Origin of the sequence: Vagococcus allomyrinae (assembly GCF_017829975.1) — a bacterium.
Classification (GTDB): Bacteria; Bacillota; Bacilli; order Lactobacillales; family Vagococcaceae; genus Vagococcus_D; species Vagococcus_D allomyrinae.
The window spans coordinates 129,856-144,507 of sequence record NZ_JAEEGA010000016.1 but is presented as its reverse complement, the minus strand read 5'-3'; the positions used below and the strand labels follow the sequence as shown (position 1 = coordinate 144,507).

Here is a 14,652-nt window from a genome sequence, read left to right as displayed (position 1 = left end):
TTTTTAACATATGTATCAATGTCTCCGTGCAAAATATGATGTCTATATTTCACACACCAAACTAAATGATACTGTATAGAATAGACATACCCGCGACCACGATGTACTTCTGACATGAAAAAACCTCCTTTGAAATAGTTTAACATATGTCATCGTTAAATTCCAAAAAGATTTTAATAGATATGATATCGGCTGTTCAACATAGCTAAAGCTATGCCACAACTGAAGCCGATTCATCTACACGATTAAAGTCGCGAGTGTTCTCGGCTATTGCATAAAACTGGCTAATAGATTGAAACGTGCATCATAGATACTCCTATTCAATCTTCGACATCTCTTAGGTCCTTGGATGGACCAACACGTTGCTTGTTAGCCATAACTAGCTCGTCACAACTTCGATCACTATGTGCCCCTCTACTCTTGGGATCACAATTGACAGATAGCCTTCCACTGACTCGACTAACAGTTCTTCTCCTGTCACAATGTTTCGGACAGACTTAACTTGCTTGCCATCAAGATCGTACTTGATTCTCAGCTGATGCAGCGGAATAACCTCATCGATTGTGTAAATATCTTCCGAATTTTTTTGGGTAATATAATGCAAGCCATGAATGATATGACGATTTCCCTCAGAGTTCCGATTAACGGTTGTCAGGAAGGTCGAGGGACCATCATGAGTCAGCAGTTTTCGTGGCATAAGTTCTTCCAATGCATCCCTAAGGATAGCTTTAACCCAATGAGGGGCATTTTTGCGGTAAATCCTAAAAAGTGGATGGGCAAAATAGCTCACCTGGCCATTTCTGGTTGCCGCTGGCCCACCGATTTGCCGCGTTGCTGGCGCATGTTGATGGGAACAAAAAGTATCACCTTGCCGATTAAAAAAAGACGTAACCGACTCCAAAGCCAAATCGGCACCCTTTAGCGCCACCTTAGCACCCTTTAAATACATAACAAATTCCTCTTGAGGCAACGTTTTGCCCAGTCGTTCATTCGGCATAATAAAATCACGATCAAAATCTCCGTCCCCTAAAAACTCAATCCCATACCAGTCATTTTGTGGATGTTCCTCGTCAATTAAAGAGCGATAACTACCGATAACCGCGCCGCCATCTGCCGTGTAAGCCTTCAGTTTAGCTTGTAGCTGAGGCGTATAGGCAATCACATCTGGTAAAATTAAGACTTTATACCGACTAAAATCCATTTGACTGTCTATAATATCAAACTGATAATTTAATTCTTGCAGCAGCCGATTTGCGCCAATTAAGGAAGGATCAAGCCGCAAACTATGGCTACCAGCCACCCATGTTTCTTCTGGCGTTAGCACACCAATTTCAACTTCGGGAATCGCCGCCATTTCGCAAGCTGACTCCACCTGTGCCACTTGTCGATAGACATTGCCAATCAATTCGTAACTAGCTGATGACAGCTGACCATCTGGATGTAACTGATCGCCAATCGAACAACCAGCCCCTAAGGCTAGCATATTAAAACATTCGAACTCTAAGGCTGCTTGATTTTTTAAGGAATGAAAGTCCCCCCAATAGGTATGGAACTTACCAGTCATGCCGATTATCTCTTTCCCTAAATTACGAGCATAACGCATGGTAATTGGAAAATGATCATAACCCCAACCACCGCTTGGTAGGCTTTCCAACTCCAAATGACTGTAGGCAGCGAGGTTTTGTTTATCTGCATAGCCCACATGAGAACCATTATAAAAGATCGTCGCTTTTGGTACCTTTTGACGAATAAGATCAGCTATTTCTGTTTTAAACTCATTTAGCATTATTTCAGAATATGCTAAACGGTTTATCTCACTGTTGTGGTCAATCCCTTTAGCTAGCATCTCTTTTTGACAGTGCTGACAATCACAAGCCACACGGAATAATATATCCATAAAAATCCCATCAATTTGCTCTTGCCCTACCACCTCAATTACGTCCACTAAGTGAGCTGTAAAATAGTCCCGATACCCGCTGTTTAAACATAAGCTATAATAAAAATGAGGCTCTGGTACTCCTTGACTGTTGATAAAGGCTCCTTGACTATCCACGCACAACCACTCAGGATGTTGACGCGCTACGTAGCCGTCCCATTGAACCGTCGTGTAAATCGGCACCTCAATTCCTCGGCTGTGACAGGCTTCTATTTGTTCCAACAATAAATTAGGGTTGGCTAAATGAGGGTGAATCATCTCCGGCTGTAATTTAGAAGGATAATATAACCAACCGTGGTGACAACGAGCAAAACAGGTAATCGAATTAACCGCGGCCTGTTCTAGCGTCGCAACAAACGACTCCTTGTTAAAGTTTTTAGCAATCCCTTCAATATACTCACTCGTATGGAAATCAAGATGAACTTGACGTTTTCTAATTTTTTGCATACTCTCTCCTTTATCCTTTACAGTGCCGACGTCACTAACTTCTGGAAAGCCCAGCTAAACTTGGCCGCCTGTTAGCTGACACAGTCAATTTAACGAGTCAGTTTTTCTAATGGTTGCTTAATTCGTAAGTCGTAGGCCTTTAACCACTCTGCTGTAGCGACTTCGATTTCCGTTGTCTGATTCTTTCCTGGTCTGGCAAGATAAATTTCAGCTTTCTCTGTTTCCGTTGCCGCCACAAAAGAAAACTCAACATTCGTGGCAATTCCCCATTGACCTCGATTATTCAGACAGACCAGAGAAAAAGCACCAGCTTTGCCCTTACGTTTAATCAATTTATCATTAAAACGGTAAACCACTTGATCTACTGCCTTTTGAGGAGATAGACCTTGCCCCATTAAGGCAACTGTTTCATAACTCAAACAGCCCTTCATCAAGTCTTCACCTAGCCCAGTGGCCGTTGCCCCTCCAATCTCACTGTCCACATAAAAGCCAGAACCAGATAATGGTGAATCACCGACCCGTCCACTTTTTTTCATAAACAAGCCGCTGCTGGATGTTCCAACAACCATCTTTCCCCTGCGATCTAAAGAGACCATTCCAACTGTGTCATGACCATCATAAGGGCTTAAGTTGTTTTTTTGAATCTCTTCCAAACGCAGCTCCCACATCCGTTTCGCTCGATCGGTTATCATTTCCTGTTGTTCAAACCCTTGTTCGCGCGCATATTTAGTGGCGCCAGAGCCAACCAAAAAAGAATTAAAACGCTCATGACTCAACCTTTCTGCCACTGCAATTGGATTTTTAGTCTGTTGAATCCCTGCGACTGCTCCCACATCAAAATTATCGCCATCCATATAAGCCGCATCCAGCTCTAATTGACAGTCTTCATTTGGCAAACCACCAAATCCAACTGATTTATAATAGGGATAATCTTCCACCATTTTTATCGCTTCAACAATTGACTGCCCGGCATCTCCTCCCTTTGCCAGTTCCCTTGCCATTTTTGCAACTCCTTCATAGGCCATTCGCCAAGTTGCGATCATTCCATAGGTCATTCGTAAACCCCTTTCACGTTGTTTTATCCTTATGATAAACCACTTTGTCACCTCTATAAAGTCGAATGAAAAAAAAGGCTAAGGCAAATGCGCTTAGCCCTTTTCCCATTACTAATTAAGACTTTTCCCAAATATCAAAAGCGTCTTGATAAACTTTGACATAATCTTCGACACCCATTGACTCAATTGTTTTCACATATTTGTCCCAATTGGATAAAGGCTCTACACCCGTAATAAACTTCGCTTCCATCTGTTCGACATACGTTTTTAAATCCGTGTCTACTGCTGAAACTCTGTCTTGCTCTTCTTTCGTTAAATAGACTAAAGGATACGGGACTTCCGCAAAGGCGGCGACTTTTTCTTCTGTTTCGGTTTTAATAAACGTCGAAAACTCTGAAAAGTCCGGTTCATTCGCATCTGTTTTAATTCCGGGTATTGAAATATCTAAAGAGGGCACTGCGATGCCATAGGCAGGACTTATTTCACCACGAGCATCTTCTACCTTATCAAGATCAATGCCTTCTTTATAAACTTTAACTTCTTCACCTGCATCATTTTTGGCAAACTCCCACAATACGCCTTCTGGCCCTCTAGTTAAGAATTCAGAACCTTCAGGTGTGTAGAAATAATCCACCCAACGTAAAGAAGCTTCCGGACTTGGATTGTTTTTAGTAATCGAGAAAACTGCCCGCGATAAACGAGGACTGCCTGGCACCATTGCTTCTTTTGAATACTCACTCGTCAATGGGTGCCACATAGGATTTTTAAGAGCCTCTTGCTCCGTTTGCCCTAAAGTAAAGTAAGAGAACCAGTCAGGGAAAACACCCAGTTGGTTATTTTGACCTTTGGCTTTTTTCTGTTCATCTGCTTGCGAATAGACTTCTTTATCCAATAGACCATCTTTATACAGTTTATTCATGTATTCTAAATAGCCTTTATAGTTGTCGCTAATTGGTGAGTAGCGCACGGTTCCTGCTACTTCTTCAATTCCCCGTTCTTTCATGCCAAAAGCTGACATCAACCAAGGTCGAGCACTGTCCAGTTTAGCATCTGACAAGGGAACTTCATCTTTTTTACCATTACCATTAGGGTCTTCCTCTTTAAATCGCAGCAGTAACTCATAAAACTCATCTGTTGTTTTAGGTAACTCTTTGACATTTAGGGCTTCTAACCATTGACCATTGTACCAAAGGGGACCTCTTGGCCAAATAGACGTGTCGCTGCGGCCCACACTTGGCAAGGAATAAATATGACCATCTGGCGTCGTGATTGACTGACGGATACTTGGATCTTCTTCCATTAATTTATTAAAGTTAGGCGCATACTCCTCAATTAACTCTTCCAACGGCAATAACATGCCTTGAGTTCCATAATCAACTTCCATGCCCGGCGTCAACGCTGACCCTGCTCCAAAAATAATATCCGGCAATTCACCACTGGCAAAAGCTAGATTCAGCTTTGTCGGAAAATCACTTAATGGTGGGGTTGTATAAGTAAATTCAATACCAGTTTCATCCGTATACGCCGTATTAACCGCCATATCTTTCCACTCTGCTAAACCAGTTCCTGGCGCCATCATCGTCATTTTTAACGGCTCTTTAACAATTGGAAAACCGGTTGCCTCAACTTTCACGTCGCTCTTGCTTTCTTTTTCACTCTTGTCTTGACTACCACAAGCGCCTAATAAACTCGCCATGGCAAATGCTGTTACCAACTTTACGGTCTTTTTCGAAAACATCAAAACACTCCTTTTGTTATTATATTTATCCTCCAAAAACGAATAGAGGTTATTTTTATCCTTTTAGCGATCCCACCATCATCCCTTTTACAAAATATTTTTGTAAAAACGGATAGACGATAATCACAGGAAGAGTTGATACTATCATCACTCCGTATTTAATCACCTGAACCAACTGTTGTTTACTATACATCATTTCCGCCATGCTCGCCGTTATATTACTCGTAGCGTTAGAAGATAGATCTTGTAATACTAAAATCTCCCTCAAAACCATTTGCAGGGGATACATCGATTTATCCGACAAATAGATCAGCGCATTAAAATAACTATTCCAATGGCCGACGCCGTAAAACAAGGCCATTACCGCAATAATCGGCATAGACAAGGGCAGTACCACCTTAGAAAAAAGCTTGAAATCAGAACACCCATCAATAATCGCCGCTTCTTCCATCTCACGTGGAATAGTTGACTGGAAAAAAGTCCGCGTCACGACAATATTATAGACAGAGGCCGCGTTAGGAATGACCATTGCCCATACAGTGTCAATCATCCCCAAGTTTTTTACTAATAAATAGCTAGGAATCATCCCACCACTGATAAACATCGTCACCAACAGAAAGTTCATAAAACTTTTACGACCGAAAAAATCAATTCGCGATAAAGCATAGGCTGCTGGCAACGTGACAATTAAGTTAATACTCGTTCCCAGTACGGTGTAAAAAATAGTATTTAAATAGCCTCGCCAAATATCTTTATTATCAAAAATCGTCGTATAGCCTTCAAAGGTAATTCCTTTTGGAAACAAAAACATCTGTCCGGAATTCACCAACTGGGGGTCACTAATCGAGGCACTAATAATATAAACCAGAGGATACAAGACCACTAATAATGCCAATCCTAAGAATATATAAACAAAGGCAATAAACGCTTTATCCGCTTTGGTTTCTTTAACTGTTTTTGTATTTAACATCGTCTTCCTCCTACCACAAACTGACTTCGCTGACTTTCCGCGAAACCTTGTTGACAACAATTAACAGCACCGCGTTGATTAAAGAATTAAATAACCCGACTGCTGCTGCGTAACTGTACTGAGCATCCAATAATCCTTGTTTATAAACGAAGGTAGCAATAACATTAGACGACTCTATGTTCAGCGGGTTTTGCAACAGCAAGATTTTTTCATAACCCATGGCCATCAAACTCCCGACATTCATGATCAATAAAATCACCATCGTTGGAATAATCGTCGGTAAATTTATGTACCAAATCCGTTGCAGCCGTGTGGCCCCATCGACCGTAGCCGCCTCATGAAGCTGAACGTCCACCCCAGATAAAGCTGCCAAATAGATCACCGACCCCCAGCCAGTGCCTTGCCAAACACCAGAAAGTACATAAATCGTTTTAAACCACCGAGGATCTTCCATAAACGAAATTCGTTCAAACCCTAAAAATTCAATAAAATGATTGATGATCCCCGTTGAGGGTGATAGAAACGCGATCAGCATGCCAGAGATCACCACCACGGAAATAAAATTAGGAGCGTAGGTCACCGTCTGCGTAAATTTCTTAAAAAATCCGTCTTTGACTTCGTTTAGCGCCAACGCCAAAATTATTGGCAGTGGGAAACCAACGACTAATGAATACAAACTGATGCCTAAAGTATTTTTCATCAAATCCCAAAAATAATAAGAATCAAAAAAGCGCTCAAAGTGCTTAAAGCCGACCCAAGGGCTGCCAAAAATACCTAGTGAAGGCATGTAATCCTTAAAGGCAATCACAACCCCGTACATCGGACCGTAGTGAAACACTAAAAAATAGATAAAAGCCGGCAGAACAAACACATATAGTTGCCAGCTGGCCAAAAGTCTCGTTAACTTCGTTTTTTTATTAGGAACTAACTGATTACCTGATATTGCTGATTTCTCTGTTGCCAAACTATTCAACCCCTCTCGTTAATACCTACTAAAATAGGCAGTCATGACACATTTCCGCCCTCAACTAAAAGCCTGATGTTAAGTGTCGGTCAAACTATTACTCGCTATATAGCTCCTATTAAATAATGACGATCAATCGTTAAACTTCCAGCTAAAAAGAAGCTGAAAGCACCACTCTCTGCTCGTCATTATGTTGATAATCCAATGGAACTATATGTTCCGATTATTTTACGGGATGTATATACCCTTTAATCAGTTGAATGCCATAACAGCCCAGACTTTCTGGACATGTCTCTGGCAAATTAATAAGCCAATTCTCTCCTTCTTTGATAAGTAAGAGTGGTTGTTTTGTCTTCATATCCCGAACTTCTGTAATTTCTTCTGGACTAATTCCTAAATCAGCCATGTTTAGCTGTTGTTTCCAAGGCGAGGTGACTGGTAGAAACCCATAATAGGCGATCGCTTTTTGCGTTAAAAACCACCCTTGATTTTCATCAATTACCGCTAACTTACGAGTACCATAAATGCCATCTCCATAAATCCTTAACCAGCTACCTAACTCTTCCAAAATGGCGTCTTCCTCTTTGGTAAAAGTCCCTTCTGGCGTCGGCCCTAATCCCAATATAAGATTTCCACCTTTTGATACAACATTAACCAAGGTTTCAATCACCTCTTGACTGGACTTAAATTGATCAGCTGGATTATATCCCCAGTCATTTCCCAAAGGAATATTGCTTTCCCACGGTTTAGTTGGCAATTCTGCCAGACTGGGAACTTTTCGCTCTGGTGTGACATAATTTTCATGACGACCGCCCATCATCCGATCTACCACAATTAACTCCGGTTGTTCCTCACGAGCGATTTCCACAAAACGATCCATCTGCAAATCTTCTTTTCCTTTTCCTGACCAGCCAGCATCTAACCACAAAAAATCAATTTTTCCGTAATTATGAGTAATTTCATGGATTTGGCTGTGAACAAATTCCACATATTTTTGCCAGATATCAGGGTGTTCCAAGGGATCATAACTCGCCCGACGCCCTTTAACTGTTTCATCCGCTAACCAGTAATAAGGCGAATGCCAATCCGCCTTAGAATAGTAGGCGCCTGTAGCTAAACCTTCTTGGCGAAAGGCCTCAAAAATGATCTTTAACGGATCTGAGCCCTGATACGGACTATCTTTCCCTCCAATTTTATAATCTGACAGTGCTGTATCATACATGTTAAAGCCATCGTGATGTTTGGTTGTATAAATTAGGTAATTAAACCCCGCTGCCTTGCACTTTCTTGCCCAGTCCGCTGCATCTAATTTCACTGGATTAAACGTTTGATTTAACTGCCAGTAATCCCGTTGCAACTCCTTAATAGTTTGACGCCAAGGAGTCGGCTCTCTGGCCCACTCATCTTCTTCTGACAATTGCCAAGATTCGACAATCCCAGCTTCTGCGTATAAGCCCCAGTGAATTATTACCCCTAGCTTCAAATCCTGAAACCACTCCAACCGCTCAGCCAGCATATCCGTCTCTGGGTATCGCCTGTGCTCCTCAGTCTCTATTGAAGCTTTTTCAATGTCACCTCTAATTTGTTCCATACTAACCTCCTTGTAAAATATGAATCCATTCACTCAAGCTCTCCTTGTGTCATTACTATAATAGAGGAATCCGCTTTCAACAATATGTGGATTTTTTCAGCTATGTCATATCGGTAACCCCCTTTCAAACAGCTGTTACCAGCAGTATAATAAGATAATCCTGATAATGGCGAAAGGGTGTGATTTAATGAAAAAGAATAGACGTATACTATTAATGCCACTTATCCTACTGCTACTAATTATTTATTTGGCTAAACCCCAAGCAGCTACGGCCTACACCGAGGGCATCCCCGTCTTCGGCTCGATTCATAATCAAGATGATGTAGAGATCGCTGTAAAAATTCTTAAACAAAATCTACAAGCCGCTACTGACAAAGATTTACCAGCTTATCTCAACAGCCTCGTAACCTCTGCTCATAATGAAACGAGCAGTGACATGAGCCAATTCTTTGCCGATTACAACTTGTCCCATGAATTACTATCGATAGAAGTCCTTGACCAACAACCTGAGCGGATGCTCCTTAAAGCTAGCCAGCGAACAAAAAAGAAAAAAGGCCTCCCACAGAAAGAGCGCTACCGTGACCATCTTTCAGATGCTAATCACACCTTAATCAAAGAAGGGAATCAATGGAAAATTGCTGAAACAGTCATGACAAGTACGTCTTTTTTAGACTGAAACAAAAAAGGCCTGTGTGGAAGTTTCACACAGGCCTTTTTGTTATATAGTTCCCATTAAATATTTATTTGTTTAGGTGTATCATCTTGAGCTTGCTTACGAAATTGTCCTGGTGTAACTCCCACAAGGCTTTTAAACTTACGGGTATAGTTTGATACATCATAATAACCCGCCCTAACAACTATGTCCTTAATCGAATCTGTGGTTGCCACTAATTGATGCTTAATATAGTCTAAACGTAACTCTTGAACATACGTAGAAAAGGTTATACCTGTTTCTTCTTTAATAAAGCGACTTAAATATGAAAGAGAAAAATCAAATTCAACGGCAATTCGTTCCAAGGATAAATCATGAGAACGAAAATGGCGATTCACGTATACAATAATATCAGACTCTAATTGAGTGGCTTCTGCGGCCTTCCGAACCGAAATCAGCTGACAAAGTCGTTTCGTGACAGCCAGCAATTCCTGATGAAGCAGCTCTACCGACTGATAGTCAATCATTTCATTAAAACGATCTAACAAGTCTTCGCACCCCAACTGACTAATACACTCAATCACCGCTCTCAAAGCGTCAAAATAGTAATACTTGGCCTCAAACGTGTTCATATTTCGAATTGAAGGATGACCAAATATCGTGTTAATCGTTTCAGTTGCCACCGTTTCATCCCCTTGATGCACACTTTGAGTCAATTTGCTTTTCAATCCATTAGGCACACTTAAAAACTGTGGCTGAGAATACACAATATCACGATAAAAGAAGACAGACTCACTCACTTTTTTGTGACAGTCATTTGCAGAGATCGCCTCGATGTATGAACGGTTGAGGTAAACCAATTGCTCATAAACTTCGCCGACATCTAAACGGACATCTTCCGAAAGCATCTTGTCGAACATCTCTTTAAGCCGTTTAACGTGATTACGCTGATTGGTATGAGCCTGATTGCTACCAACAATTAACGCCAGTTGTTGTTTCAACGGTAGCTCCACTGCATAAATTTGAGTATCAGCCATTTTCAAAGGAAATTCATTTAGCAAGACCGTTTTTTTCTTAACATTTTCTTCTTTTTTCTCAGAAAAAGCGGTATCCAATAACATAACATAGTAGTGATTCAACTGAAAATCAATGGATAGCTCACTCATTTGTTGCCTTAGATACGCCTCATCTTTAAATTTCCCTTCCATCAATTTATTAAAAAAATAATCCAATAAATAAGCTTGTTGCTGAGAAAGTGTTTCATTCATCGTTTGGTGTTCTGTCACAAAGCTTCTCAACCTTCTTTCAATTATCGTCAACTCGTTGTCTTCAACTTTCTCCTCTTGATTCGTAATCTTCTTAAAAGCATTGTCAATCTGCTTAATCGGCCGATACTGATGCAAGCCCATCACATAACTCAAAACCAAACCAAGGCTTAAGAAAGCTAAGATTAGGAAATAAAACCAGTTCCTCACAGTCGCCAAGGGCTGTAAAAACTGTTTCGCTTCAATAACGGTCACAAAAGTTAAACCCGACACATCTGATGTTAAAGAGGACACATGATATTTTTCCTTTTCAAAGACCACCTCTTCCTTTTCAAGAAGAGATCGACCAAAATTAGCCATCATCAGCGGTTGCCCCTGATCAGAACTTGACGAGTTAACTACTTGTCCCTCTTCTGTGACAATAAAGGCACTGCCAGCATAATCAGTCATTAAGTTAGTCAGCAATCGCTGCAACTCTGCTTCCTGAATAAAGAAAAAGGCCGTTCCATAAACAGACCCACCATTCATAAGGGGTTTATAATACTGCAACAGTGAATTCTGTTCACCAGTATCATAACTTACCTTCACCGTAGGCAATGTTTCTTTAAAAGTTTCTTCGAGCATGTGACTGTTTAAGGCAAAACGTCCATACTTTTTCTCTGTCAACGAACTTAACGATTGGGAGCCATTACTGGAATAAATCTTTTCCTCATTGATATAATGCAAAAAAATCTCACTCACAAAAGCATTACTAGCTTGAATTTTGCTCAGCTCTGAGCGCCCCTCAATGCTATAATAAGGATGTTCCAACATGAAATTGCTCAAGCGAGGATTCAATTTAATATTATCTGCCATTTTATCCAATTCACTAAAACGCTCATTTACGATGTTATCCACTTGCCGTAAACTATTCAAATTAGCCGTTTTCAGCTGTTTCTCCATCCCTAGCACAGACCAATAATATAAGCAAGAAGTCAATATTAGAAATGGTAACAAAAAAATGAGTAAGTATGAAACAAAATACCTAAATAACAAACCATTGCGACACTTACTAATAAACTTCTTCACCACATCTCCCCCTCTTTTTAGTCACTCACTTTTTTCAATTCTACTTTTTTCATCGCTTGATAGGCAAACCAACTGCTAGGCAGTGCAAATAACGGCATCCCAGCAACCACTAATAAGATCGGTAAAAAAGTCATCAACACAACCACTAGAAAAAATCCGACTAACATTGCAACCGTTTCAATTAAATTAGTGAAAAAGAAGAAAAAAGCTTGCTTAAGGCAATTAAAAACGGCTAATTCATAACGTGAATATATTGGAAATACGTACAAAGCGGTCCCTAGTACTAAAATAAACAAGAAAACCAAAAAATAATGCAGGATATATGACTGAATAAACAGATTAGAAACCTGTAAATCAATCAACAACACGAAGGCAATAACCGTCAATAGGTAGCCTAACTTATTTAATTCTCCCTTATTAACTGTGGCATAAACCGCAAAAACCTCTTTTATATCCAGTTCATTTTCGGGTTCTGATAACCATAGATAGAGAATCCTAAAAACGGTACCCGTAGCGGGGAATAAAGCGAAAACAAGGGCCCCCTTCAACGCGTAAAACACCCAATACCATTGCAATTGTCCTAACTTTAATAACCATTCTCCAAGACGATAACTTTGTTTCACAAATCCATTCATCCATTCCACCCTCTTTTGTAAGCGCTGTTAAACAAAGATATACCATCATCGTTTATTCTAAAGCATTTTCATCCTCTAGTAAAAGGCAATAGAATTTACCCACCTTATATAAAAGGATACGTTTTTTACGATATTTTTCAATATGTGATTCTTGCAAACTGTGTATTTCTTTATCTCTCTTCGGCTTTTTTTACATGCAAATAACACTAAAGCTCTGACTCAAGGGAACGTCAGCTCTTTAGTGTTAGCATTAACCGTAAATTAAAACCAAGCCTCAAATCGATACAACATGTCGTCTTCAAACCAAGCAGGAAAATTGGTACCCCAGACATTGTTTTGTAGATTGACATATATGCCGTCATTTAATGATGGTTGTTGATTATCAAAAACTAGCAAACCACGCCGGCCAAAGGAAAAGAGCGGCGCATCCAAACTTTTAATCGTAACAGGGCCGTCACTCCCGCTGTAACTCAAGCCTTTCTGTGACAGACCATGAAGATAACGATTGCCATTTTCCACCACATTATACGGTGAAATAGTGGTACCTAACTTATCCATCTGCCAACGGTAAGGGTTGGCAACTTGCAAACTGGTTTCCAACCAATAAGCCTCTGGCATCCGATTCCCTTGTTTCCCTTGCCACTTCAAACTACCTTTAATCGACTTTTCAGCTAAATCTATCTCATAAACCAGTTGATTGTCAGTTGGTAACCCCCACATTTTTTGTTGGTAACGTGTGTAACACAAGTCAAAGATGACAGTTAGCTGTTGACCTGTCCGACTGATGGATGAGGTCTTAATCATCGGTTTGATCAACTCATAACGGATGTCTTGAAAGGCCTCGATGCCGCGTTTCGCAAAGTCTACCAGACACCAGCTGGAAGTCCATCTCGTCAACCGACTGTACTTACTGAGAAAGTCATTGTAGTTACCAAAATCAAAACGCTCATAGGAGATACCACCAAATTCACGACCAGCCCCAATTAAATGACGCCCTTCGACGATTAGCTGATTAATCCCACCAGTGGTTGAAAAGCTCAGGCTCAGATCATCAAACTGATACAATCGACCTGGCATGACCTGCTCCCCTGTTTCCAAAGGGATTATTGGACTAGGGGCCAACACTCTTTTAGCTTCCGCCTGACGTTCTGCGCTTAAGCAAGCCACCGCGGCCGTCACATAATCACGCTGTTCCTGCCATGATTCTTCGTACAAACGATAAGAGCGTTTTGGACGAAAATCCGCTGATTCAATATCAGTGCTAATTAACGCCATTAAATCACCAAAATCCATCGTTGAGCGATCATGATTAAAGGTGATCGCATCTCGCTGACGAGCAGCTTGAAAATCCTCAATTAAATAGTTTTTGTAATCTGGTAAAAAAACATTGCCATTGCCACCCCAAGTATGTTCCGCTATTAGCAGCAATTGCTCCGAAAAATTCTGATACTCCTGACTTGCCACCGTCCATTGTCCATTGTCCAGCCACTGATCCCGCAAACGAAGTAAGCTGAAATAATTGGCAATTTTCAATGGATCAGAGGCCACACCGTGAATCCAAGTATCACCAATCTCCTCTTCAATCACTGGCAAAGTCTGACGTTTGGCCCAAGCAGCTTCAGCAAAATCATCTAAGCTTGAAGCCACAATAGTCGCATCAGGATGTTCATCCTTTAAGCGAGCCAGTAACTCAATAACTTCCTCGCTGTCTTTTGGCGGTCCAGCATTATCGTGACTGTGAGCGAAGTACAACATATCATCCCAGCCGTCACGAATAAAGGTTTCCCCATAATCTTGTGCATAGTGGACGACGATTTCCGAGCCATCACTATTTCGCCAAAGGAACATCTCCGGCACCTTGGGAATTGCCGAGCTGGCATTAACCCCAATATGGAGGTACTTCAAGCCAGCTTTGGCCATTAATGGCACAATGCCAATGGTGTGTCCTGGCACATCCGTCAACTTACCAGCTACGGTTTCAGTACCGTATTGCTTATCCAAATTCTGTGACAGAGACAAACCGTATTCAAATAAACGCTGATCCATTAATTCGCTGTGAAAGGTCACTGGCAAACCGTGCCACTTGATCGTCCCACGCTTAATGGCTGCCGCCATCCGCTCCTTATCTGCTTCAGCGACCTCTGGATGATTCAAATAGAAGTGGATCAACCAGGAACCCGTTGTCCAGACAAACTGATCTGGCACCTCTTCGCCAATCTGTAACGCTCGAGGGATGAAATCTGTCAAATACTGTTTAACCACCTCTTTTGCTAAATCGGTAAAGCCGATATCCAAATGAGTTTTAAATACCACGTGCAAGGTTTTTGTCAT

At 41.0% G+C, this 14,652-nt stretch carries 11 protein-coding genes; 1 reads left to right on the top strand and 10 read right to left on the bottom strand.

The genetic code is table 11. The annotated features are described in order from the left end of the window. From I6N95_RS20895 to I6N95_RS20865, 7 genes are all read right to left on the bottom strand, one after another. On the bottom strand, positions 1 to 116 hold a 116-nt coding region (locus tag I6N95_RS20895; protein ID WP_209531303.1), incomplete at its 3' end, for a transposase. Positions 117 to 379: 263 nt separating this feature from the next. Next, complete coding sequence (locus I6N95_RS20890) at positions 380 to 2,383, bottom strand: beta-galactosidase trimerization domain-containing protein (protein ID WP_209531298.1); 2,004 nt, start codon at positions 2,381 to 2,383, stop codon at positions 380 to 382. 89 nt (positions 2,384 to 2,472) lie between these two features. Beyond that, on the bottom strand, positions 2,473 to 3,438 hold the full coding sequence (locus tag I6N95_RS20885; protein ID WP_209531297.1) for a glycosylasparaginase: 966 nt from the start codon (positions 3,436 to 3,438) through the stop codon (positions 2,473 to 2,475). A gap of 115 nt (positions 3,439 to 3,553) precedes the next feature. Beyond that, on the bottom strand, positions 3,554 to 5,176 hold the full coding sequence (locus tag I6N95_RS20880; RefSeq protein ID WP_209531296.1) for an extracellular solute-binding protein: 1,623 nt from the start codon (positions 5,174 to 5,176) through the stop codon (positions 3,554 to 3,556). 55 nt (positions 5,177 to 5,231) lie between these two features. Further along, positions 5,232 to 6,146, bottom strand: coding sequence for a carbohydrate ABC transporter permease (locus I6N95_RS20875; RefSeq protein ID WP_209531295.1), 915 nt, complete (start codon positions 6,144 to 6,146; stop codon positions 5,232 to 5,234). A gap of 10 nt (positions 6,147 to 6,156) precedes the next feature. Next, on the bottom strand, positions 6,157 to 7,038 hold the full coding sequence (locus tag I6N95_RS20870) for an ABC transporter permease (RefSeq protein ID WP_430727554.1): 882 nt from the start codon (positions 7,036 to 7,038) through the stop codon (positions 6,157 to 6,159). Positions 7,039 to 7,333: 295 nt separating this feature from the next. Continuing rightward, positions 7,334 to 8,701 (bottom strand): alpha-L-fucosidase, encoded by a 1,368-nt coding sequence (locus I6N95_RS20865; RefSeq protein ID WP_209531294.1) that lies wholly within the window; start codon positions 8,699 to 8,701, stop codon positions 7,334 to 7,336. Positions 8,702 to 8,888: 187 nt separating this feature from the next. On the opposite strand from I6N95_RS20865, the gene I6N95_RS20860 reads away from it, so the two are divergent. Continuing rightward, positions 8,889 to 9,377: a hypothetical protein gene (locus I6N95_RS20860; RefSeq protein ID WP_209531293.1), complete on the top strand. Its 489-nt coding sequence runs from the start codon at positions 8,889 to 8,891 to the stop codon at positions 9,375 to 9,377. A gap of 56 nt (positions 9,378 to 9,433) precedes the next feature. Here the strand turns inward: I6N95_RS20860 and I6N95_RS27760 are convergent, their stop codons facing one another. The 3 genes from I6N95_RS27760 to I6N95_RS20845 all read right to left on the bottom strand — a co-directional run bounded on the left by I6N95_RS27760 (position 9,434) and on the right by I6N95_RS20845 (position 14,652). Continuing rightward, entirely contained in the window at positions 9,434 to 11,686 is a 2,253-nt protein-coding gene (locus tag I6N95_RS27760) for a helix-turn-helix domain-containing protein (protein ID WP_209531292.1), read from the bottom strand. Between the two features lie 17 nt (positions 11,687 to 11,703). Beyond that, positions 11,704 to 12,321, bottom strand: coding sequence for a YesL family protein (locus I6N95_RS20850; protein ID WP_209531291.1), 618 nt, complete (start codon positions 12,319 to 12,321; stop codon positions 11,704 to 11,706). Between the two features lie 261 nt (positions 12,322 to 12,582). Next, complete coding sequence (locus tag I6N95_RS20845; protein ID WP_209531290.1) at positions 12,583 to 14,652, bottom strand: DUF5054 domain-containing protein; 2,070 nt, start codon at positions 14,650 to 14,652, stop codon at positions 12,583 to 12,585.